This is a genomic window from Mesorhizobium sp. M1348 (assembly GCF_040317925.1).
Classification (GTDB): domain Bacteria; phylum Pseudomonadota; class Alphaproteobacteria; order Rhizobiales; family Rhizobiaceae; genus Mesorhizobium.
The window spans coordinates 442,056-462,526 of record NZ_JAMYLH010000001.1; the positions used below are offsets into that span (position 1 = coordinate 442,056).

Here is a 20,471-nt window from a genome sequence, read left to right on the forward strand (position 1 = left end):
GGTAAGCTAGGCTGGTGGCAGGCCGAAGGCCGGGAACAGAGATGGCCCGAGCGGCCCTATGAAGATCGTCAAGGAAGCGATCCCGCCCTCGGCCGCGTCGAACACATGCAGGGAATGGGCCCGCCATTCAGGGCCATCGTGGCTGCGGGAATAAACCCCGACCGCCGGCTGGGCATTGGCGCGGGTGGCCAGCGTGCGGAAGCCGCCAAACCTCGGCCAAACGGTCTCGAAGAAACCGCGGATCGCTTCGCGGCCTTGATACCATTCGCGCCAGGGCGGCATGGTATAGATGGCGTCCTCACGCAGGAGCTCGATCAAGCTGTCGAGATTGGCGGCCTGCCAGGCCTGCATGTAGCGTTCGAGCAGCATGCCTTCTTCGGGGCTGGGCCGTGATCGGCTGGCCGGCCGTCCCTGAGGATAGCGCGCCGCCAGCGTTGCGCGGGCCCGCTGCAACGCGCTGTTGATCGAAGCCGTCGATCCGCCCAGCAAACGCGCCGCCTCGACAGCCGACCATCCGAGGACGTCGGCAAGCAGCAGCGCGGCGCGCTGTCTGGGCGGCAGATCCTGGATCGCGGCGACGAAGGCGATCTGGACGGCCTCGCGGCTCTCGTAACGAGCTTCCGGACCTGGCTCGCTGCCGGCAATGTCTGGAAGCTCCGCGTCGGGGTAGGGCTCCAGCCAGGCGATGTCGGCTACAGGCCCGCCCATGGCCGCCCCGTGGGAGGGCGGCCGTCCGGGTTCCCGGAGAATGCGACGCGCCCTCGACCTCGCCTTGATGGCGTTGAGGCAAGCGTTGGTCGCGATCATGTAGAGCCAACCGCGAACCGAACCCCGCCCGTCGAACTCCGATCTTGCGCGCCAGGCGCGAAGCAACGTGTCCTGGAGAGGTCGTCGGCCTCGTGCAGCGAACCCATCATGCGATAGCAATGCAGCTTGAGCTCGCGGCGATGCGCGGCCGTGACCTTCTCGAAGGCCAGCCGATCGAGAATCGGCTGGCGTGCTGGGTCCAGAGGTGGCTGAGCGTCTGTCATGGGACTTCCGGGTTAGGTTCGCATTACGCGCGCCTCAGGCGGCCGGTGCAAGGCCGCTCCCGCTCACCATGAAGGAACTGCCTTGCGGTTGGCCGGTGGCGAGCGCGACCACCGCCCGTCCGACATCGGCCGGCGTTTGCATGTCGGTCATGGCGGCGATGAAGTCCGCCGGCTGGATGCCCATATAGGCCGCGATGCTGTCGACGCCGGCCTTGCCGACGCCGGTCTCCGGCATGATGCGCATCGGCGCGAGCGCCATGAAGCGCAGGCGGAGGCCGAGCCGGTCGGCCTCCTTCTGGCTATGACCGGCCAGGAACATCTGCATGCGTTTTGCGCCGGCATAGCCGCCGGCGTTCGGTGGCCCGCCGGTCAAGGCCGCGCCGCTGGAGATCAGAACGATCCGGGTTCCCGGCTTGAGCGGACGCCGCAGAGCGGCCCGGCAAAACAGGAACGAGGCCTTGACGTCCGTGTCCCAGTTTGCGGAGAACGCCTTCCAGTTCTGTTCATGCACCGGCGCGGAAGGCGCCAGCGCACCTGCACAGATCACCAGCACGTCCGGCTCCAGCGCGGCGAAGACCTTATCGGGGGCGGAGTCCACCGTCGCATCGACCGCGAGCGTCTTCACACCCGAGACCTCCCAGGCAAATTGCGCCAGAGCCTGTTTTCCGCGGGCGACGGCCAGCACCGTCGCTTTCTCCTTGAGGGCGGCCTCCGCGATGGAGCGGCCAACACCACGGCTGCCTCCGACGACGACGACATTCTGACCTTGCAACGATCCCATGGATCACCTCTCTGTTCCCGGCCGCCGGACCATCCAGGCGCGCTCATCGATAAGGACAGCGCGGGCGAGGGGAAATCATCGGTGCCAGGCGGAAATATCTTTCAGTGACGGCAGCGGCGCGCCAGTTTTGTATTCAGTGTCATTACCTCGGGGGTAATCGACCTGTGCGCTACGTCTCGGCAAAACTGCTCCCATCAAGCCGATTGTTCGGCTTTCGACCACAAGGAGTTACGCCATGACCGCCTATGCCGTCGCCCATATGCGCCAGGTCACGCCAGGGCCGCAGATCATCGAGTACCTGCACAAGATCGATGCCACGCTGGAGCCGTTTGGCGGTCGCTTCATCGTGCATGGCAGCGAGGTGGAAGCCGTTGAAAACACCTGGCCGGGGCACCTCGTGATTATCGAGTTTCCCGACAGGCAGCAGGCGCGCGCATGGTACGACTCGCCCGCCTATCGGGAGATCTTGCCGCTGCGTACCGGCAATTCCCAGTCCGACGTGGTCTTCGTCGACGGCGTCCAGCACCCGCACAAGGCCACCGACGTTCTCGAATAAAGGGACGATCTGCTACGACTGGCTCTTATCGTTTCAGCAGGAACACCGCCTGCTGGCCGAAAAAATTCCAGAACCACCACGGCATCGAGAAGCCGATCCGCTGGCCGTTGGCGTCGAGCGCGGTTGCCTTTTCCACCGTCGCGCCAAGCTCGTCGCATAGATTGACGAAATCGCGAATGGTGCAGAAATGGATGTTGGGGGTGTCGTACCAATAATAGGGCAGGTCCTTGGTCACCGGCATGCGGCCGTTGAAGAGCAGCGAAAAGCGCACCCGCCAATGGCCGAAATTCGGGAAGGAGACGATGGCGCGGTTGCCGATCCGGAGCAGTTCGTCGAGCACCAGCTTCGGATTGCGGGTCGCCTGCAAGGTCTGCGACAAGACGACGAAGTCGAAACCCTTGTCGGGATAGAATTGGAGATCCTTGTCGGCATCGCCCTGGATGACCGACAGGCCCCGCGCCACGCATTCGTTGACGCCGCGCTGCGACAGTTCCAGCCCGCGGCCATCGACCTTCTTGGTCTCCTGCAGCAATTCGAGCAGCAGGCCGTCACCGGAACCGACGTCCAGCACCCGCGACTGCGGCGGGATGAGATCGGCGACGACTTCGAGGTCGACGCGCTGGGCGCGGTTGACGCTCATGCGTTCGGCTCCTGCCTGGCGCATGGTCCTGATCCGAACAGTCCGCAACCTTCCGAGGTCATGCGCCGAGCCCTCTCGCCCGCGCGGCCGAGGCGATGAAGCCTTTGATGGCGGCGAACAGTTCCGGCTCGTCGAGCAGGAAGGCGTCGTGGCCGCGGTCGGTCTCGATTTCGACGAACGATACCGAGGCGCCGGCCGCGTTCAGCGCGTGCACGACCGAGCGGCTCTCCTCGGTCGGGAACAGCCAGTCGCTGGTGAACGAAACCAGGCAGAAGCGCGTCTTGGTGCCGGCGAAGGCATCGGCCAGCCGGCCGCCATGGTCGGCGGCGAGATCGAAATAGTCCATCGCCCGGGTCATGTAGAGATAGGAGTTGGCATCGAAGCGATCGACGAAGGTCATGCCCTGATGGCGCAGATAGCTCTCGATCTGGAAGTCGGCATCGAAGCCGAAGGTCAGGGCTTCGCGGTCTTGCAGGTTGCGGCCGAACTTGCGGTGCAGCGCTGCTTCCGACAGATAGGTGATGTGGGCGGCCATGCGCGCCACCGCCAGCCCCTTTTCCGGCCGCTTGCCATGCTCGAAATATTTGCCGCCATGCCAGTCGGGGTCGGCCATCACCGCCTGCCTGCCGACCTCGTGGAAAGCGATGTTCTGCGAAGAATGGCGGGCGCCGGTGGCGATCGGCAGCGCCGAGAAGACGCGCTCCGGATAGCTGGAGGCCCATTGCAGCACCTGCATGCCGCCCATCGAGCCGCCAAGCACGCTGAACAGCTGTTCGATGCCGAAATGCTCGACCAGCTTCAGCTGCGCCCGCACCATGTCGCGGATGGTGATGATCGGCAGGTCGAGCCCGTAGGGCTTGGCGGTGGCGGGATTTGTCGAGGCGGGGCCGGTGGAGCCGAGACAGCCGCCGATGACGTTTGACGAGATTACGAAGAAACGGTCGGTGTCGATGATCTTGCCGGGGCCGATCAGCACTTCCCACCAGCCCGGCTTGCCGGTCACCGGATTGGTGTTGGCGACATGCTGGTCGCCGGTCAGCGCATGGCAGACGAGGATGGCGTTGGAGCGCGCGTCGTTGAGCGTGCCATAGGTCTGGTAGGCGATCTGGAACGGCGACAGCAGCGTGCCGGCGTCGAGCTTGAGCGGCTTGTCGGCGCCGAAACGCAACACCGGGCTCGACGGCTGGTCGGCCTCGTTGTTGGTTTTTCGAGCGCGCAAAGCGACCATCACATCTCCTTGCCCGGGCTTCAGCTGCCGCCAGTCTGGAGCAACAACCAGTCAGGGCAACAAAAAACCGGCCATGCCTTCGCAAAGCCGGTTACAGGATGCAAACGGCCCTTTAGCAAGTTGTTTAACGTGGCTGCAAGCCGACCGGCCAAATCACCACGGAACTGTAGCCGTTCTTCTATGACTCGCGCATGGCTTCGTCAACGGCAAGTTCTTGATCCCGAATTGCCGCCCCTCGACATTCCGGGCCACGGCTTGTATTTCCGCTGCGGCCTCCGGATGGAGGCATCCTCGACGGATTTCATGGAATGAGCCAGACACCGGATCAGATACGTCCAACGCCCCGCGCCGGCATCATGGACATCGAAGCCTATGTGCCCGGCAAGAGCGCGGCGTCTGAAGGTGTCGCCAAGGTCCATAAATTGTCGGCGAACGAGAACCCGCTCGGTCCTTCGCCAAAGGCGATAGAGGCCGCGCGCGCGGTCGCCGACAAGCTCGCGGTCTATCCCGACGGCAGCGCCAGGCGCCTGAGGGAAGCGATCGCCGAGGTGCACGGGCTCAACCCGGCGAACATCGTCTGCTCCAACGGCTCCGACGAGATTCTGGGCCTGCTGGCGCAGACCTACCTCGCACCCGGCGATGAAGCCATCATCACCGAACACGGCTTCATGGTCTACAAGATCTATATACAGTCGGCCGGTGCGGTCCCGGTAACGGTCAAGGAGACCCACGAACGCGCCGACATCGACGCGATCCTTGCCGCGGTGACGCCGCGCACCAGGATCATCTTCCTTGCCAATCCAAACAATCCAACCGGCACTTACGTGCCGTTCCAGGAGGTGCGCCGCCTGCATGCCGGCCTGCCGCGAAACGTGCTTCTGGTGCTGGATGCCGCTTACGCCGAATATGTCCGGCGCAACGACTATGAAGCCGGCGTCGAGTTGGTGGGCAGCGCGGAAAACGTGGTCATGACCCGCACTTTCTCCAAATTGGGCCTGGGCGGCGCGCGGATCGGCTGGATGTATGCGCCAATGCACGTCATCGACGCGATCAACCGCGTGCGGGGACCTTTCAATGTCAATGCGACGGCAATCGAGGCCGGCATCGCGGCGATCCGCGACCGCGCCCACATCGAACGCAGCGTCGCGCATAACGAGACCTGGCTGGCTTGGCTGAGCGAGCAATTGGAGGGGCTTGGGCTGCGGGTGACGCCGAGCGTCGGCAATTTCATCCTCATCCACTTTCCCGAGGACAAAAAGCATTCGGCGGAGGCGGCCGACGACTACCTCAGCCAGCGCGGCTACATATTGCGGCGCGTTTCCGGCTACGGTTTTCCCAACGCGCTGCGCATGAGCATCGGCACCGAAGAGGCCAACCGCGGCGTTGTCGCAGCACTCGCGACATTCCTGAAAAGCTAGAACACCATGACCTCACCGATGTTCGAAAAGATCGCGCTGGTCGGCATCGGCCTGATCGGCTCGTCGCTTGCCCGCGTCATCCGCCGCGAGGGACTGGCCGGCCAAGTCGCGATTTCGACGCGCAGCGAGGCGACGCTGGCGCGGGCGCGCGAACTTGGCCTTGGCGACACCTACACGACGGACGCGAAAGAGGCGGTTCGCGACGCCGATCTGGTCATCGTTTCGGTGCCGGTCGGCTCTTCGGGTACCGTCGCCGCGGAGATCGCACCGGCGCTGAAGAAGGGCGCCATCCTCACCGATGTCGGCTCGACCAAGGCGTCGGTCATCGCGCAGATGCAGCCGCATGTCCCTGATGGCGTGCACTTCATCCCCGGCCATCCTTTGGCCGGCACCGAAAAATCGGGACCGGATGCCGGTTTTGCCGAACTGTTCGAGAACCGCTGGTGCATCTTCACGCCGCTGCCCGGCACCGATCCCGCGGCACTGGAAAAGCTCTCGGAATTCTGGCGCCGCTGCGGCTCCAACATCGACACGATGGACCCGCAGCATCACGACATGACGCTGGCCATCGTTTCGCACCTGCCGCACATCATCGCCTACAACATCGTCGGTACCGCCGACGATCTGGAGTCGGTGACCAAGTCCGAGGTCATCAAATACTCGGCTTCCGGCTTTCGCGACTTCACCCGTCTCGCGGCGTCCGACCCGACCATGTGGCGCGACGTCTGCCTGCACAACAAGGACGCCATTCTCGAAATGCTGGCGCGGTTTTCCGAGGATCTGTCCTCGCTGCAGCGGGCGATCCGCTGGGGCGACGGCGAAAAGCTGTTCGACCTGTTCACCCGCACCCGCGCCGTCCGCCGCTCGATTATCGAGGCCGGCCAGGACATCGACGTACCGGATTTCGGCCGCCAGGCAGTCGAACACCCGCCGAAGGGATAAGCCGCGGCAGGCCGATCGCAGGCCAGACCGCCCTAGAACGGTTCATCGTTTCACGGAAACGCCGAGCCGCTCTATCTTTTTGTTTTGACGCAATTCCGGACGGAAAACCGTTCACACTTTTCCTGGAATTACTCTAAAGCGCGTCGCGTTCGACCGGCCTCATGTGACGCGCATTAGGTTCTTGTTTTGATGCATGTCGTTGTCGCAAAACCGCTGCACACTTTTGCGCGACATGCATTAGTCGAGCGGCTTGATCTTGCCGAGCGGGATGAAGCCGAGCGAGGCCTTGCCCCTGACGATCTTAAGCGGCATCGACGGCTGGTTGCCGAGCAGCGCCAGTCCGGCAAAGCCGGTTTGGATCTCTTTCTTCTGCTCGGGGATGGCGGTGGCGAGGATTGCCGCCACTGCCTTCGGATCAGTGAGCCTGATCGTCAGGTCGGCATTTAGGAGACCGTCGTCATCGACCGACAGCGGTCCGGAAACGGTGATGCGCGCAGTTCCGGACGACAGATCGAGCTCGTGGATTTCGGCCGCCTGGCCGCGCAGGCTCTTCGGATTTGCCTTGATCAGTGTCACGCCGTTCTTCAGCGTCACGTCGCCGCTGCCGTCGAGCGGCGGCAAGACGCGCCCGTCGATGGCCGCCGCGTCAATTTCGAGATCGGTGAAATTGCCGGCATAGTCGATGTCCGGGCCGTTTGGGCGCAATTGTCCGGTGGCGGCTCCGGCGCTGAACAGCGAGACTGGATCGGTGTCGTCTGCCGGATCGGTCTGGCCGGACAGGCCTTCTGCCTGCAGCGACAGCCGCCTCGGCAGCGGCCAGGACAGCTTCATGTCGGCCCGCAGATCATCCCAGTCGATCCACAGCGGGGTCATGCCGGGAACAGAGGTCCTGAGCGGCCCCCTGAGCTCGGCGGCAGGCGACAAAAGCCGGGTGATCTGCGTGGCGGCGTTGATTTTGCCTGTCGATGCCGCGACGTTGCGGCGGTCGTCCTCGTAAGCCAGACTGTCGCAGGAAAGGGTGAAGCTGAAGGGATAGCCCCTAACCGCGAGATTGGCGCACTCGGCCTTGATACCGTTGTCGTCGAGATCGGCGACCGCCTTGTCGGTCGCGCTCTCGACCAGGTCCGCCAGGTAGAACCAGCCCGCGCTGTAGATGCCGAACAGCACGAGAATGAATGCGGCAAGCCACAACAGGCGGCGACGTTGGCTGGGCGGCGGGCGCTCGTCACTTGACGTCATGCTGCGGCTTTCGTTAACGCGGGTGGCACGGGCGGGCTGTCGCTTGCGGCAACAACGGGTAGACGGACTGAAACACCACCGGTGGGGTGGTTCGTCACAATCAGGCTTGGCGATATGGGCGATTTTTGGGTTTTTGGCTACGGCTCACTGATCTGGCGGCCGGGATTCGCCCATGTCGAGACGCGGCGCGCCCGCCTGCATGGCTATCGCCGTTCGCTCTGCGTCTATTCTTTCGTGCATCGCGGCACGCGCGAACGGCCGGGCCTGGTGCTCGGCCTCGACCGCGGCGGCTCCTGCATCGGGCTGGCGTTCCGGGTTCCAGGCGAGCTGCGCAACGAGGTCATCACCTATCTGCGCGAGCGCGAACTGGTCACCAACGTCTATCTCGAACGTGTACTCAGCGTTCGCCTCGACAAGAGTGAAACGGATGGGGGCGAGACTGTCGAAGCCATCGCCTATGTCGTGGACCGCAGCCATGAGCAATATGCCGGTGCGCCCGACCCGGCCGAGGCGGCGGCCGTCGTTCGCGGCGCCGTCGGCCAGTCGGGCAGGAATGAGGATTACGTGTTCAGCACGCTGGAGCACCTCGAAGCACTGGGTATAAGCGATCACTGGCTGGAAGACGTGACGAGACGGATCGCGACGTAGCTTCGGTGTCGTGGCCTGGGCTACATCCTGAAAATCTGTTTTCCAAGATCGGCGCGATCCAGGCTGCCTGCCACGGCAAGCTTGAACTCGGTCAGCGCGTGGAGACCGCCGACAGGAACGTGGAAGCCCGGCTGACCGAAGATGTCGATGATCTCGCGTAGGACAGGCCGGTCGGCTTCGGCCGGCGGCGAAAAGAAATAGCGATAGATATTCGCCCTGATCTCGACACCACTCAGCAAGACATCGAAATTGTGCAGTTCGAAGCGCTCGGCACTCATGCCGCCATTGATCACCATCTGTCCGCCAAGCGCCAGGGTGCGAATCAATTCGCCGCTGACAGGTCCGCCGACATTGTCGATAATCCCGTTCAATCCGGCGCCGCCGGTGATATCCATCACCGCTTCCCGGATACTTGGCTTCAAGTCCGAAAGGTCAAGAATGGCAGCGGCGCCAAGCGTTTTCAGGTCGAAGCTTTGGTGCGAGCGCCGCACAAGCGCGATGACGTTGATGCCGCGTCGTTGGGCGAACTGCATCACCATTGTCGAAATCGACGAATAGCCGGCCGTGACAGCCAGCCACTGGCCGGGCCGCACACGGGAATCCACCAGCAGATCCCACGCGGTAATGGGGTTCACCATCTGCCCGGCGCGTTCGACCGGATAGCCGGCAGGCAATGGGATCAGCCATTCGGCTGGAATGGCCGCGTACTCGGCCCAACTGCCATAATAGCTGAACGCGACAAGCGTGCCCGGTTCCAACGGGACGTTTGCGCCGACGGCCTCGACGATGCCGGCGCCATGATTTCCGGCGATCTGCTGGGGAAAATGCGGCTTCTTCGGTTCGGGATAGAGGTTCTGGATAAACAGGAAGTCGCCCGGATTGATCGAGGCCGAGACCATCCTGAGCAGCACATCGTCGTCGCCGATCCGCGGCATCGGCAGGTCATCCACATAGAGCACGTCGCGCGGCGAGCCGATTGCGTCAAATACAATTGCTTTCATGCCGGTCTCCATAACAAACGATCGGGGGCAAACAGTCTGGGCCCGGCCAGACCGTGCCGAGACTTGCGTCGGCGCCGCGGAACCTACGGTCGGCCGGCAAAAGTCAGAATTGGCAGATTTGACAATCTATGTGCTAAACTTGCCAGATCGTTTCTTCAGAGGCTGCTGGTTTGGATATCCCGGACGCGGCGCGGCGGGTCGCGGTTTTGTGAAGCGCCGGCGGGCTGGAAAGGAGGCTATGCGTTTGACGTCGCCGCGGCGCGACATAGGTTAGCCCGGTCGGCGGCTCCCACCCGCCCCAGCATGAATCACCATGGAGATCAGCCTTGCAGAAACGTCGTCTCGGTCGCACCGACCTATCCATCGCGCCATTGGTTCTGGGCGGCAATGTCTTCGGCTGGACCGCCGATGAGAAAACCTCCTTCGACCTGCTCGATCGCTTCGTCGACGCCGGCCTCAACGCCATCGACACGGCCGATTCCTATTCGCGCTGGATTGCCGGCCACCGGGGCGGCGAATCCGAAACCATCATCGGCAAATGGATGAAGAGCCGCGGCAACCGCGAAAAGGTTGTCGTCGTCACCAAGGTCGGCTCGGACATGGGACAGGGCAAGAGGGACCTGTCCGCCGCCTATATCGAAAAGGCCATCGACGCCTCGCTGAAGAGGCTGCAGGTCGATACCATCGATCTTTATCTGTCGCACTGGCCTGATCCGGCCACTCCCTATGAGGAAACGCTCGGCGCCTACCAGAGACTGCTCGATAAGGGCAAAATCCGCTATACCGGCGCTTCCAACCTCGACGCCGCCCAGTTGCGCGCCGCACTCGACGTGGCAAGCCTGCGCGGCCTGCCGCGCTACGAGGTGCTGCAGCCGGAATACAATCTCTACGACCGCTCGTCCTTCGATGGTCCGCTGCGCGATCTGTGCACGGCCGAGGACATCGGCATCATCACCTATTTCAGCCTCGCCAAAGGATTTTTGAGCGGCAAGTATCGCAGCGAAGCCGACCTCGGCAAAAGCCCGCGCGGTGGCGGCGTGAAAGGCTATCTCAACACGCGCGGCATGCGCATTCTCTCAGCGCTCGATGCCGTTTCGGCCAGACATTCGGCCAAGCAGGCGGAAGTGGCGCTTGCCTGGGTAATGGCGCGGCCCGGCGTCACCGCTCCGATCGCCAGCGCGACGACGCTCGACCAGCTCGACAGCCTGGTGCGTGCCGCGTCGTTGCAGCTCAGCCCGGACGATATCGCCGAGCTCGACAAGGCCAGCGCATAGCCGCGCACGATCGTTCAAGACCGGCGCCGCTGCCTTGCCCTACCGTCCCTGCATCATCGCAGGATGCAGGGACGCCGCATGGCCGGACAAGTTCTTCTCGATCAGCAGCTATGGCAGCAATTGCTGGCGCTTGTGCTGGCGTCGGCCATCGTCATGGGCAGCCCGGGGCCGGCGACGATAAGTGTCACCGCGGTCGGCGCCGCGTTCGGCCTGCGCGATTCGCTCCGCTATGCCTCGGGGATCGTTGTCGGCACGGTCCTCGTGCTTTTGGTGGTGGCGACCGGCATCATGGCCGTTCTCGCCGCGTTGCCGAAGCTCGCAGCGCTGCTGGCGGTCGTCTCGGCAGCCTACATCCTCCACCTGGCGTTCAAGATAGCCACGGCGCCGCCACTGGCGGCACGCGTCGGTGGCGCGGCCCTTCCCACCTTCCTTGGCGGGTTCTTTCTGGGCGTTGCCAACCCGAAAGCCTATGTGGCGATTGCCGCCGTATTCGCCGGCGCGTCTTCCGGCGCCGCCGCCCGTCTTGCTATTTCAGCCAAGCTGGCGGTTCTCGCCTTGATGATCGTTGCCATTCATCTCTTGTGGCTTCTCGCCGGCGCGGCTTTTGCACGTTTGCTGCGCAAACCGCTGGCGTCGCGGATCATCAATCTGGTGTTTGCGGTGACGCTGATTGCAACAGCCGCCCTGGCTGCCCTGCCGTGAGCCATTCTGGCATCCGCGGCCGTTGCCTCAGCCTTTCAATTCAGGTTTCGCGTCCAGCTCACCAAGCCGTTTCACCGCCGTCGGCGGCATCGGCGGCGGGTTCGGCGACTGCGACGCTTCGACGAGGAGCTGGTCGCAGGCGGCCTCCGTCTTGCCGATCAGCCGTTGCATGAATTCGTCCTTGCCGAGGCCGGGCGGGATCGGTGGCAGGAAGCGCGCCTTGATCGTGCCGGGATAGCGCAGGAATTTGCGGCGCGGCCAATAGAGGCCGGCGACGTGAGCGACCGGCACCACCGGAATGCCAAGTTGCGCGTAGAGTTCGACGATGCCGTATTTGTAGACCGGTTCGTCGCCCGGCGCCCGGCGGGTGCCCTCGGGATAGATGATGAGCTGGCGCGGATTGCGCGCCAACTCCTGTTTGGTCGCGGCGATCACCATCTTCAATGCCTTCGAGCGGCTGCCGCGATCGACCGGAATCATCCGCATCTTCAAGATGTACCAACCGAAGAACGGGATCCAGGTCAGCTCCCGCTTCAATATGTAAACGGGATCGTCGAGATACGGCAGGAAAGCGATCGTGTCCCAGAAGGACTGGTGCTTCGGCGCCAGGATGAAGGAGCCTTCAGGCAGGTTTTCCTGGCCGGTGATCTCACTTCTGGTGCCGGCGATATTGTCGTAGAGCCACATGCTGGTGCGCGACCAGAATTTCGGCACGAACCAGGCGCGATGGCGCGGCGACAGGAAATAATACGGGGTCCAGAGGATCATCTGGACGATCAAATTGAGGTAGAAGGCGAGATTGAACGCCAGCGAGCGGAGATAGAGCATACAGCGATTGCCCGATGAGGAGGTGTGCGTTGGTTACACCAAGCGCCGGCAAAAAGGAAACGCTGCGAGGCGGGCGATCGGCCCGGTCTTGCGATGGGCCGTCTTCGTCACGTTTGCCACGCCGCCTGCAGCAGGCGGTGTCTCAGGCGCGGGGCGGCGAAGTCGAGGAATGCGCGCAGCTTTACCGGCAGCAGCCCCTGGCCGGCATGGACGAGGCTCACCGGCCATGGGTCAGGCTCAAACTCCTGCAGCACCGGGCGCAGCGTACCCGACCGGACTGCGGCGGCGATCTGGTAGGAAAGCAGCCTCGTCACGCCGACGCCGGCAATCGCCGCATCGATTGCTGCCTCAGCCGTGTTGACCCGTAACCTGGAGCGGACCGGCACGCTGAATTCAGCCTTGCCGGTGGCGAAGCTCCAACTGGCGGCGGTGAGCCCTTCGAAGGTGATTGCACTGTGTGCTGCAAGCTCTTGCGGCGTTTTCGGTGTGCCGTGCTCGGTGAGATAGGCCGGGCTCGCGCAAACGACGCGGCGGATCGAACCCAGGCGGGTGGCGATCAGGCTCGAATCGGCAAGCTCGCCGATGCGGATGGCGAGATCGATGTGCTCTTCGACCAACTGGGTTATCCGGTCGGCGAGTGTCAGCCGCACACTTACCTCAGGATAGACGGAGAGGAAGCCGGTGACGACCGGCAGCACATGCAGGCGGCCGAAGACGATCGGCGCAGTGACGATCAGTTCGCCGGTCGGGGCGCTGTATTCGCCGGCGGCAATTCGCTCGGCCTCGCCGACCTCATCGAGAATGCGACGACAGGCGGCGAGATAGGCGTGGCCTGCATCGGTCAGCGACAGCTGCCGCGCCGAGCGGTTCAACAGCCGTGTCTTCAGGTGCTTTTCCAGGTCCGAAACCTTGCGGCTGACCGTCGTCAGCGGAATGCCGAAGCGGCGCCCGGCAGCCGAGAGGCTGCCTGTCTCCGCTGCGGCAACGAAAAGCGACATGGACTGGAGGCGATCCATAGCTCTCCCGAAAATTGCCTTTCCGAAAAACGGAAGGATAGGTTGCAGATATGGCATCTGCATCTCGAAGATGGAAGGCCCTATTTCGTGAGTGAACAATGCAGCGCAACTCGGCGCGTAAGGAGGGTTTTCATGAACGCTCACACCAGCGATGTCGCCTTCACCCCGACGGTGAAGGCGATCCAGGCCCGCAAGGGCTCCCGCCAGGCCTATGCCCGTGTCGAGGAGCGTGGCGGCTGGCAGGCGGCAATCACGCCCGATCTCGCCGCCTTCATCGAGGCGCAGACCAGCGTCTTTCTGTCGACCGCCAATGCGGACGGGCAGCCCTACATCCAGCATCGCGGCGGGCCTGCTGGTTTCCTCAAGGTACTCGACCAGCGGATGATCGGCTTTGCCGATTTTGCCGGCAACAGGCAGTTCATCACCCAGGGCAATCTCAGCGACAACCCACAGGCTTTCCTGTTCCTTATCGATTATGCACACCGGCAGCGCATCAAGATCTGGGGCAAAGCGCGCGTCGTCGAGGGCGATGCCGAGCTGACGGCAACGCTGATGCCGCAAGACTACAAAGCGCGACCCGAGCAGGTCATCCTGTTTACGGTTGCGGCTTGGGATTCAAATTGCTCGCAGCACATCCCGCAGCGTTTCGAAGCGGCCGACGTGGCGGCGGCTCTGGCCGAACGCGACCGGCGTATAGAACGGCTCGAGCAGGAGATCGCGCGCTTGGGCTCGGGTGCAACAGCCAGGGAATAAAAACTGCCGGTGCCGTTCAGTTTCCGCCCGCGGCGTCGGCCAGCGTCACGCTGTCGGTTTGCTTCACCGGCATGATGCCGCGCGCCAGCGCTAGCAGGTATTTGTTGTATTCGGTGAACAGCACGCGTAGCGCTTCCGGCTTGGTCAGCCAGCCACCATTCCCGAGGTTGGTGTTGACCACTGGATAAGGCTCGAGCCTTGCGCCGTGTAGCAGCCGGCCCATTTCCAGCAGGCTGCGCGGCATGTGATAATTGTTGGTGACGAGGATCACGGTGCCGTAGGCGTGGTCTTCGACCCATTTGGCGCTTTCCTCGGCATTGCCGATCGTGTCGAGCGCGGCGCGGTCGATGTCGACGCAGCAGGAAAAGAGCCTCTTGTCGCCGCCGGTAGCGGCCTGAAGCTGGCGGCGGCTGGCGGAAGGATGAACGCCGCTGATCAGCAGCCGCTCGCCCTTGCCTGATGCAAGCAGCCCCATTGCGGCGTCGAGGCGCGACTGGCCGCCGGTCAGCACGATGATAGCGTCGGCTCTTGCCGGATTGGCGGGCGTCGTCAGACGGCTGACGGTATTGGCGAACCAGCCGAAGCCGGCGACAAACAACGCCACAATGGCGAGCAGAAGGAGAGCCGAGAGGCGCAAGGAGCGGGCAGCCAGCAGCCGCCCATGTTTGGCGAATTGATCCGGCTTGGCAAATTCATCAGGCCCGGCGAATTCATGCGGACGCGCAACCAGCACTGGCATGCACCCAGCGGTATCGGTCGAGTCCCGAACGTCCATCATGAAATGGTTAATCCCGAAATACGGCCTTTGGTAGGAAAAAAATGCAATTTTCGTGACGCTGCGTTTTCATCCGTGATCGATCTTTCCTTTAGCCGGCGTCCGGTTGGCGAATGTCGATGTCGCTGAGATAGGTAACCACGGTGAAATGGGAGGTTGCCGCCGTCAGCGCGCCGATTACCAGCACCATGACAGCGACCCCGAGATAACCCGCCGAGCCGATGGCGAAATTGCCGAACAGGGCGGTCGCCTGATCAGCCTGTGGCGTTGCCATGTTGCGTGACGACCACCAGGAGAAGACGATGAAGACCAGGATCGCCGCGGCGCCGCCTGCCGCGGCGCCCTTCATGCCGGTGACCAGAAAATGCCGGCGGAATTCGCGCGCGATGAAGCGCGCCTCGGCGCCGACAAAATGCAGCACCTCGATGATGTGGCCGTTGCCGGCCATGGCGCCGCGCGTTGCGAACACCACGGTCAGCACCGTCGCCGACAGCATCAGCGCCAGCACTGCAATACCGATCGTTACCGTGGTGCGGGCCATGGCAACCAGCCGGTCGACCCAGGTGCGATGATCGTCGAGCGAGGCACTCGGCAGCTTCGGCGTGATTGCCGCACGCAGTGCGGCAAAATCGGGCGGGTTGTTCTCGTCGATGGTGATGATGATCAAGCGCGGCACCGGCAGCTCATCGATGTTCAATCCCGAGCCCAGCCAAGGTTCGAGCAGCCGGGCCGTTGCTTCGCGGTCGACGATCCTGGCGCTTTTCACGCCAGGGAATTCGCCTGCGATCTGCGAGGCCAGCGCAAGTGCAGCCTCCATGTCGAGGCCGTCGACCGGCTTGATCTGGATGGTCGCCTCGCGCGAGATCTGGTTCTCCCAGACGGAGGCGGTGTCACGCACCAGCGTGACTGCGCCAAACGTAAGGCAGGACAGAAACGTCATGATGGCGATGACCAGCACCAGCGCCCGGCCGGCGATGTTCTGCGCCGGCACGATGGGCGCCAACTTGCGCTGGACGCGGGGCTTTGCCGCCGCGGCGTCCTGACCCTCGAAATGTTCGACGGAGAGCTCAGTCATAGATGTCCAGCCTTCCGCCGGCCAGGATCATTCGCCGTGCGTCGACCTGTTCCATCAGGCCGAGGTCGTGTGTGGCGATCACCACGGCGGTGCCCAGCCGGTTGAGCTCGATGAACAACCGCAGCAAGCGTCGTGCCAGCGGCGGGTCGACATTGCCGGTCGGCTCGTCGGCGAGCAGGATCTCGGGCTGCTCGATCAACGCCCGGGCGATCGTGGCGCGCTGCTTCTCGCCGCCAGACAGCACCGGCGGCAGCACATGCATGCGCTCGCCGAGGCCGACCCATTTCAGCAGCTCGGTGACGTCGGTGCGGTAGGTCGCCTCCTCGCGGCCACGCACGCGCAGCGGCAAGGCCACGTTCTCGTACGTGGTCATATGGTCGAGCAGGCGAAAATCCTGGAACACCACGCCGATGCGCCGTCTCAGATGCGGCAATTCGGTGCGCGAGATGCGCGAGCGGTCCTTGCCGAAAATGGTGATCAGGCCGCGCGTCGGCTTCAGCGACATGAACAAAAGCCGCAGCAACGTCGTCTTGCCGGCGCCTGAAGGTCCGCTCAAGAACTGAAAGGAGCGCTCCGGAATGTGCAAGGAGATGTCGCGGAGAATCTCCGGACCCATGCCATAGCGGAGGCCGACATTTTCGAAGCGGATCACTTTCGACGACCTGAAATTCTCGGCGGCAAGATGCCAGCCCCTTCTGTGGAAAGACCATCGGCCGGCATGGTTAACCGACGGTTAATTTGGGGGCTTTTCGAGCGAGTCACAGGGGTTCCGGTGGGGAAGCGTTAACCATTTCCGTTTACCCAAAAGAAACGAACAGCGAACAGGTGCCGTAGTGTTGGGCCATGATGGCTGAGGATCGAACCGCGCGCCCGGTTTCCGGCGAAATCATGACCGATCCGGCCGCCGAGCCGGAACGCATCATGCATGACGTGACCGCCGACGTCATCGATGCCGACTATCAGGTGCTGCCGCGCCATTTTACACGTCCAGACTTTGCGTCGCCGCCTGCGCGCATGATTTCTACGCCTTCGATCGAAGGCATGGACATGTTGCGCAAGCCCGAAACCGCCGTCGAACGGCCGTTGTGGGTGCATGGTGGGCCGATCTTCTGGATTTTCGGCGTCGGTGCCGCCTTTGCCGCCTTCTGGATTTCGGGCGGCCATGCGTTGGTTCGTTAGAGCGGCGCCAGAAAGTCGACAGGTCACCAGATAAACGATTCGCGACGCGCTGGGGACATCCGACCGTTCGCGGGCGTCCTGCGAAAGATTGGCCTTGCCAGCCGGCTCGACATGCCTAGAAACGGGTTGAAGACCGTTTTCGGTCGGCTTCGCCTGCAAGGCGATCATTTCTGGAAGGGGCAGCCAATGCCAGTTGTGCGCGGCAAGGACATCGAAGTCCTGTTTTCGGCGTCCGCCATCGCGCGGCGGAACCTGGAACTTGCCAAGGAGATCGCCGGGCACGACTACCACGACCTTCTGGTAATCTCGGTGCTGAAGGGATCGTTCATCTTCGCCGCCGATCTTATCCGTGCCATGCACGATGTCGGCCTGTCGCCGGAGGTCGAGTTCATCTTCATCTCCAGCTATGGCGCCGGGACGACCAGCGGTGAGGTGAGGGTGCTGCGCGACATCGACAACGAGGTCGCGGGCCGCGATGTGCTTCTCATCGACGACATTCTGGAATCCGGCAAGACGCTGAGCTTCACTCGCGACCTCATGCTGTCGCGCGGCGCGAGGAGCTGTGCAATCGCCGTGCTGCTCGACAAGCGCATGCGCCGCCAGACCACGCTCAACGCCGATCATGTCGGCTTCGACTGCCCCGATTATTTCGTCGTCGGTTATGGCATGGACGTCGCCCACGCGTTTCGCGAATTGCCGTTCGTCGGCATCGTCAAGGGCGACGCCTAAAAGCGCGTCGCGTTCGACCGGCCTCATGCGACGCGCTTTAAGTTCTTGTTTGATGCATGTCGTTATCGCGCAAAACCGCTGCGCACTTTTGCGCGACATGCATTGGTTGGGTTGTCGCCGCTCGCGGTTCAGGAAACATCAACTTTTCCTCGCCAAATATCCTGCACATGGCAAAGCTCCTGATCGTCGAGGACGATGAATCCGTCCGCACCCTCGCCGCCCGTGCGCTCGAACGCGCCGGGCATAATGTCGCTGTTGCCGCCGACGGCGCACACGGTCTTTCTCTGATCGGGGCGGCGCAGGGGGGCTACGACCTTGTGCTGTCCGACATCCGCATGCCGGAAATGGACGGCATCGAGATGGCCAAGGCGGCAGCGGCGCTGTTCCCGGCGATGAAGATCATGCTGATGACAGGCTATGCCGACCAGCGCGAGCGCGCCGAGGAATTGGACGGCATTATTCTCGACGTCGTGCAGAAACCGTTCACGCTGGCTGAAATCCGCGCCCGCGTCGAACAGGCGCTCGCCTGCTTCGCCTAAAGCCCAAGGCCGACCGCCTTCAGGCAAGGTCGCAGGTCGCCGCAATGGCTGGCGCGCCGCTCCGGCGCCGGCTGGCATTGAGCGCAAACAGGCCGGCGCCGATGATGAGGGCTGCGCCGGTCGCCGTCGCTGGTCGCGGCACTTCGGCAAAGAACAGAAAACCCCATAGCGGCGACCAGATGATACCGGTGTATTCGAAGGTGGCGACGCTGTTGGCGGGCGCCAGCCGGTAGGCCTGCGACAACAGGATCATGCCGGCCGAGGCAACGAAGCCGCATGCTCCCATCTTGAGCAGATCCGGCGTCGTCGGCCAGACCCATGGCCGGACGAGGAATTCGAGGCTCGGATGCACAGCATGGTCAATGCCTGCCAGCCAAAACAATGCCGCCACCAAGGCAGCGCCGGCCAGATAGGCGCCGTTCTGATAAAACGCCATGACGGTCGAGGATTCGGTGTCGCCGATCTTGCGTGCCATCAGCTGCGAGAAACCGTAGAGCAGAGCCGATCCTAGCGACAGCAGCGCCGCCCAGTCGAACAAGCCGGCGCCCGGGCGCACCATCACCAGCACGCCGAGCATGCCGACCAGGACGGTGGCGAGCGCCTGCCAGGACACGCGTTCGCCGAGATAGGGGCCGGCCAACGCCATGATGAACAGCGGCGCCATGAAATAGAGCGCCACCGCGTCAGCCAGCGGCAGGGCGGCGATTGCCAGATAGTAGGCCGTATAGGAGGTGAACTGGATGAAGGCGCGAATCGTAAGCATGCCGAACCGCTTCGACAGGATCGCCTGCAATCCGACATCGGCGTGGACGAGGAAAACCAGGATCGGCAGGGCGACTATCGAGCGGATCGCCATCACCTCGGTGACGGGATAGTGGCTCGACACCGCCTTGACCAGCGGATCCTGCAGCGAAAAGACCAACACGCCGAGACAGAGGCTGAGGATGCCGAGCACAAGCCGATTCTGCATAGGCGCTCCTGTCTCCCGCTTGCGCGGCCGAAAGCAGGCCTGCATCCGGGTAAAAAGAACCCGCCACCGTTTCGGGCAGCGGGTACGAGTGAGGACTTTTGCTTGGTCCGCGGCCGATTTCGCGGCCGCATATCCAATGGGTGAGGCAACTATCGTCCGCCGTTTGACATGTTGCAAACGAATTGGAATGATGCCAGCTATCAGATTTTCTTATGGCGGGCACATGCGACCCAATCTCGACAGCGACCTGTTGCGCACCTTCGTGGCGGTCGCCGACACCGGCAATTTCACCAAGGCGGCGGAGCGGGCCGGCCGCACCCAGTCGGCGGTCTCGATGCAGATGAAGAGGCTCGAAGGCATGGTCGGCGACAGCCTGTTCGAGCGCGGCTCGCGCGGTGTGGCGCTGACGCGGCGCGGCGGCGAGCTCATCGCCAACGCCAGGCGCATCGTTTCACTGCTCGACGAGACGGCGGCATCGATGGTCGCGGCGCCGCTTGGCGGGCCGGTGCGCATCGGTATCCCGGAGGAATATGGCCACGCGATCCTGTCGCGCGCGCTCGGCGCCTTTGCCAAGCGCCATCCTCAGGTCGACATCACCGTCCGCTACGCGCATTCCGGTGCGCAGATCGCGGCGCTCGCCGCCGGCGATCTCGATCTGGCGGTGGTGTTCGAATGGCAGGATCTGTCAGGCGGTGAGGTGCTGATGCATGATCCGACCGTATGGGTGACGTCGGAACTGCATCACATGCATGAGGAGCGGCCGGTGCCGATCGCGCTCTACAACCGTGCCGGCTGGTGCAAGGATTTCGCGATAAAGTCGCTGGAACAGCGTGGTCTCGCCTATCGTGTCGCCTACACCAGCGATACCAATGGCGGCCTGCGGCTCGCCGTCACCTCCGGGCTGGCGATTGCGCCGATCTCGCGCAGCAACATCCCGGCCGGCTGCCGCGAGCTTACGGCCGCAGACGGGTTCGGCGACATCGATTCCTCGAACGTAGTGCTGCGGCGCAATCCGAACGCTTCCGGCGAGGCCATCGACGGCATGGAAGACGCGATCCGCGAGGCGTTCACCAACCGTTAAAACATGCCGCTCAGTCCGGCGGTGGCGGCCACCACGGACCGCACGGCGATCTTCCGAATATTGGGG

The 20,471-nt window shown here is 63.4% G+C and carries 23 protein-coding genes and 1 riboswitch; of the genes, 11 read left to right on the top strand and 12 right to left on the bottom strand.

Annotated features, from left to right (window positions below; translation table 11 throughout):
- Positions 1–6 precede the first annotated feature (6 nt).
- A complete protein-coding gene (locus tag NKH13_RS02250; protein WP_352910316.1) occupies positions 7–927 on the bottom strand; it encodes an RNA polymerase subunit sigma-70 in 921 nt (306 codons plus the stop codon).
- A 138-nt stretch (positions 928–1,065) separates the two neighbouring features.
- Positions 1,066–1,812 (bottom strand): SDR family NAD(P)-dependent oxidoreductase, encoded by a 747-nt coding sequence (locus NKH13_RS02255; RefSeq protein WP_352910319.1) that lies wholly within the window; start codon positions 1,810–1,812, stop codon positions 1,066–1,068.
- 235 nt (positions 1,813–2,047) lie between these two features.
- On the opposite strand from NKH13_RS02255, the gene NKH13_RS02260 reads away from it, so the two are divergent.
- Positions 2,048–2,368 carry a DUF1330 domain-containing protein gene (locus NKH13_RS02260; protein ID WP_352910322.1) on the top strand — a complete coding sequence of 107 codons (321 nt, stop codon included), beginning with the start codon at positions 2,048–2,050 and terminating at the stop codon, positions 2,366–2,368.
- Positions 2,369–2,393: 25 nt separating this feature from the next.
- Here NKH13_RS02260 and metW read toward each other — a convergent pair whose 3' ends face one another.
- Both metW and metX read right to left on the bottom strand, forming a co-directional pair.
- Positions 2,394–3,008, bottom strand: a complete 615-nt coding sequence (gene metW / locus NKH13_RS02265; protein WP_352910325.1) for a methionine biosynthesis protein MetW — start codon at positions 3,006–3,008, stop codon at positions 2,394–2,396.
- A 58-nt stretch (positions 3,009–3,066) separates the two neighbouring features.
- Positions 3,067–4,236 (bottom strand): homoserine O-acetyltransferase MetX, encoded by a 1,170-nt coding sequence (gene metX / locus NKH13_RS02270; protein WP_352714202.1) that lies wholly within the window; start codon positions 4,234–4,236, stop codon positions 3,067–3,069.
- A 92-nt stretch (positions 4,237–4,328) separates the two neighbouring features.
- A riboswitch (SAM riboswitch) is annotated at positions 4,329–4,406 on the bottom strand.
- A 138-nt stretch (positions 4,407–4,544) separates the two neighbouring features.
- On the opposite strand from metX, the gene hisC reads away from it, so the two are divergent.
- Positions 4,545–5,654 (top strand): histidinol-phosphate transaminase, encoded by a 1,110-nt coding sequence (hisC, locus tag NKH13_RS02275; RefSeq protein WP_352714201.1) that lies wholly within the window; start codon positions 4,545–4,547, stop codon positions 5,652–5,654.
- A 6-nt stretch (positions 5,655–5,660) separates the two neighbouring features.
- Positions 5,661–6,596, top strand: a complete 936-nt coding sequence (locus NKH13_RS02280; protein ID WP_352910327.1) for a prephenate/arogenate dehydrogenase family protein — start codon at positions 5,661–5,663, stop codon at positions 6,594–6,596.
- Between the two features lie 237 nt (positions 6,597–6,833).
- Here the strand turns inward: NKH13_RS02280 and NKH13_RS02285 are convergent, their stop codons facing one another.
- On the bottom strand, positions 6,834–7,835 hold the full coding sequence (locus tag NKH13_RS02285; protein ID WP_352910328.1) for a DUF2125 domain-containing protein: 1,002 nt from the start codon (positions 7,833–7,835) through the stop codon (positions 6,834–6,836).
- A gap of 114 nt (positions 7,836–7,949) precedes the next feature.
- On the opposite strand from NKH13_RS02285, the gene NKH13_RS02290 reads away from it, so the two are divergent.
- Positions 7,950–8,483 carry a gamma-glutamylcyclotransferase gene (locus NKH13_RS02290; RefSeq protein WP_352910330.1) on the top strand — a complete coding sequence of 178 codons (534 nt, stop codon included), beginning with the start codon at positions 7,950–7,952 and terminating at the stop codon, positions 8,481–8,483.
- A gap of 20 nt (positions 8,484–8,503) precedes the next feature.
- Here the strand turns inward: NKH13_RS02290 and NKH13_RS02295 are convergent, their stop codons facing one another.
- Complete coding sequence (locus tag NKH13_RS02295; RefSeq protein WP_352910332.1) at positions 8,504–9,484, bottom strand: quinone oxidoreductase family protein; 981 nt, start codon at positions 9,482–9,484, stop codon at positions 8,504–8,506.
- A 326-nt stretch (positions 9,485–9,810) separates the two neighbouring features.
- On the opposite strand from NKH13_RS02295, the gene NKH13_RS02300 reads away from it, so the two are divergent.
- Positions 9,811–10,758 carry an aldo/keto reductase gene (locus NKH13_RS02300; RefSeq protein WP_352910334.1) on the top strand — a complete coding sequence of 316 codons (948 nt, stop codon included), beginning with the start codon at positions 9,811–9,813 and terminating at the stop codon, positions 10,756–10,758.
- A gap of 78 nt (positions 10,759–10,836) precedes the next feature.
- On the top strand, positions 10,837–11,460 hold the full coding sequence (locus NKH13_RS02305) for a LysE family transporter (protein WP_352910335.1): 624 nt from the start codon (positions 10,837–10,839) through the stop codon (positions 11,458–11,460).
- Between the two features lie 27 nt (positions 11,461–11,487).
- Here the strand turns inward: NKH13_RS02305 and NKH13_RS02310 are convergent, their stop codons facing one another.
- Together NKH13_RS02310 and NKH13_RS02315 are read right to left on the bottom strand one after the other, a co-directional pair.
- Positions 11,488–12,288 (bottom strand): lysophospholipid acyltransferase family protein, encoded by an 801-nt coding sequence (locus NKH13_RS02310; protein WP_352910337.1) that lies wholly within the window; start codon positions 12,286–12,288, stop codon positions 11,488–11,490.
- A gap of 107 nt (positions 12,289–12,395) precedes the next feature.
- Positions 12,396–13,304: a LysR family transcriptional regulator gene (locus tag NKH13_RS02315; protein ID WP_352910340.1), complete on the bottom strand. Its 909-nt coding sequence runs from the start codon at positions 13,302–13,304 to the stop codon at positions 12,396–12,398.
- Positions 13,305–13,436: 132 nt separating this feature from the next.
- Here NKH13_RS02315 and NKH13_RS02320 point away from each other — a divergent pair, with 132 nt between their 5' ends.
- Positions 13,437–14,057 (top strand): pyridoxamine 5'-phosphate oxidase family protein, encoded by a 621-nt coding sequence (locus NKH13_RS02320; protein ID WP_352910342.1) that lies wholly within the window; start codon positions 13,437–13,439, stop codon positions 14,055–14,057.
- Positions 14,058–14,073: 16 nt separating this feature from the next.
- Here NKH13_RS02320 and NKH13_RS02325 read toward each other — a convergent pair whose 3' ends face one another.
- The 3 genes from NKH13_RS02325 to ftsE all read right to left on the bottom strand — a co-directional run bounded on the left by NKH13_RS02325 (position 14,074) and on the right by ftsE (position 16,559).
- Complete coding sequence (locus NKH13_RS02325) at positions 14,074–14,835, bottom strand: YdcF family protein (RefSeq protein WP_352910345.1); 762 nt, start codon at positions 14,833–14,835, stop codon at positions 14,074–14,076.
- 88 nt (positions 14,836–14,923) lie between these two features.
- Positions 14,924–15,907, bottom strand: coding sequence for a cell division protein FtsX (locus tag NKH13_RS02330; RefSeq protein ID WP_352910348.1), 984 nt, complete (start codon positions 15,905–15,907; stop codon positions 14,924–14,926).
- On the bottom strand, positions 15,900–16,559 hold the full coding sequence (gene ftsE / locus NKH13_RS02335; RefSeq protein WP_352910350.1) for a cell division ATP-binding protein FtsE: 660 nt from the start codon (positions 16,557–16,559) through the stop codon (positions 15,900–15,902). Before ftsE ends, NKH13_RS02330 begins: the two co-directional genes overlap by 8 nt.
- A gap of 236 nt (positions 16,560–16,795) precedes the next feature.
- On the opposite strand from ftsE, the gene NKH13_RS02340 reads away from it, so the two are divergent.
- The 3 genes from NKH13_RS02340 to NKH13_RS02350 all read left to right on the top strand — a co-directional run bounded on the left by NKH13_RS02340 (position 16,796) and on the right by NKH13_RS02350 (position 18,354).
- Entirely contained in the window at positions 16,796–17,086 is a 291-nt protein-coding gene (locus NKH13_RS02340; protein WP_352910353.1) for a hypothetical protein, read from the top strand.
- A 186-nt stretch (positions 17,087–17,272) separates the two neighbouring features.
- A complete protein-coding gene (gene hpt / locus NKH13_RS02345; protein WP_352910354.1) occupies positions 17,273–17,815 on the top strand; it encodes a hypoxanthine phosphoribosyltransferase in 543 nt (180 codons plus the stop codon).
- Positions 17,816–17,982: 167 nt separating this feature from the next.
- Entirely contained in the window at positions 17,983–18,354 is a 372-nt protein-coding gene (locus NKH13_RS02350; RefSeq protein ID WP_352910356.1) for a response regulator, read from the top strand.
- Between the two features lie 19 nt (positions 18,355–18,373).
- Here the strand turns inward: NKH13_RS02350 and NKH13_RS02355 are convergent, their stop codons facing one another.
- Positions 18,374–19,324 (bottom strand): DMT family transporter, encoded by a 951-nt coding sequence (locus NKH13_RS02355; RefSeq protein ID WP_352910358.1) that lies wholly within the window; start codon positions 19,322–19,324, stop codon positions 18,374–18,376.
- 223 nt (positions 19,325–19,547) lie between these two features.
- Between NKH13_RS02355 and NKH13_RS02360 the strand changes: the two genes are divergently transcribed.
- The gene (locus NKH13_RS02360; RefSeq protein ID WP_352910360.1) at positions 19,548–20,405 is read left to right on the top strand and encodes a LysR family transcriptional regulator; all 858 of its coding nucleotides are present in this window, start codon (positions 19,548–19,550) and stop codon (positions 20,403–20,405) included.
- Positions 20,406–20,471: the final 66 nt, after the last annotated feature.

Bases quoted from the DNA above. Each gene is read 5' to 3' on its own strand.
- NKH13_RS02255 (WP_352910319.1), bottom strand. From the start codon at position 1,812: ATGGGATCGTTGCAAGGTCAGAATGTCGTCGTCGTCGGAGGCAGCCGT.
- NKH13_RS02260 (WP_352910322.1), top strand. From the start codon at position 2,048: ATGACCGCCTATGCCGTCGCCCATATGCGCCAGGTCACGCCAGGGCCG.
- metW (WP_352910325.1), bottom strand. From the start codon at position 3,008: ATGAGCGTCAACCGCGCCCAGCGCGTCGACCTCGAAGTCGTCGCCGAT.
- metX (WP_352714202.1), bottom strand. From the start codon at position 4,236: ATGGTCGCTTTGCGCGCTCGAAAAACCAACAACGAGGCCGACCAGCCG.
- hisC (WP_352714201.1), top strand. From the start codon at position 4,545: ATGAGCCAGACACCGGATCAGATACGTCCAACGCCCCGCGCCGGCATC.
- NKH13_RS02280 (WP_352910327.1), top strand. From the start codon at position 5,661: ATGACCTCACCGATGTTCGAAAAGATCGCGCTGGTCGGCATCGGCCTG.
- NKH13_RS02285 (WP_352910328.1), bottom strand. From the start codon at position 7,835: ATGACGTCAAGTGACGAGCGCCCGCCGCCCAGCCAACGTCGCCGCCTG.
- NKH13_RS02290 (WP_352910330.1), top strand. From the start codon at position 7,950: ATGGGCGATTTTTGGGTTTTTGGCTACGGCTCACTGATCTGGCGGCCG.
- NKH13_RS02295 (WP_352910332.1), bottom strand. From the start codon at position 9,484: ATGAAAGCAATTGTATTTGACGCAATCGGCTCGCCGCGCGACGTGCTC.
- NKH13_RS02305 (WP_352910335.1), top strand. From the start codon at position 10,837: ATGGCCGGACAAGTTCTTCTCGATCAGCAGCTATGGCAGCAATTGCTG.
- NKH13_RS02310 (WP_352910337.1), bottom strand. From the start codon at position 12,288: ATGCTCTATCTCCGCTCGCTGGCGTTCAATCTCGCCTTCTACCTCAAT.
- NKH13_RS02315 (WP_352910340.1), bottom strand. From the start codon at position 13,304: ATGGATCGCCTCCAGTCCATGTCGCTTTTCGTTGCCGCAGCGGAGACA.
- NKH13_RS02320 (WP_352910342.1), top strand. From the start codon at position 13,437: ATGAACGCTCACACCAGCGATGTCGCCTTCACCCCGACGGTGAAGGCG.
- NKH13_RS02325 (WP_352910345.1), bottom strand. From the start codon at position 14,835: ATGATGGACGTTCGGGACTCGACCGATACCGCTGGGTGCATGCCAGTG.
- NKH13_RS02330 (WP_352910348.1), bottom strand. From the start codon at position 15,907: ATGACTGAGCTCTCCGTCGAACATTTCGAGGGTCAGGACGCCGCGGCG.
- NKH13_RS02340 (WP_352910353.1), top strand. From the start codon at position 16,796: ATGACCGATCCGGCCGCCGAGCCGGAACGCATCATGCATGACGTGACC.
- hpt (WP_352910354.1), top strand. From the start codon at position 17,273: ATGCCAGTTGTGCGCGGCAAGGACATCGAAGTCCTGTTTTCGGCGTCC.
- NKH13_RS02350 (WP_352910356.1), top strand. From the start codon at position 17,983: ATGGCAAAGCTCCTGATCGTCGAGGACGATGAATCCGTCCGCACCCTC.
- NKH13_RS02355 (WP_352910358.1), bottom strand. From the start codon at position 19,324: ATGCAGAATCGGCTTGTGCTCGGCATCCTCAGCCTCTGTCTCGGCGTG.
- NKH13_RS02360 (WP_352910360.1), top strand. From the start codon at position 19,548: ATGCGACCCAATCTCGACAGCGACCTGTTGCGCACCTTCGTGGCGGTC.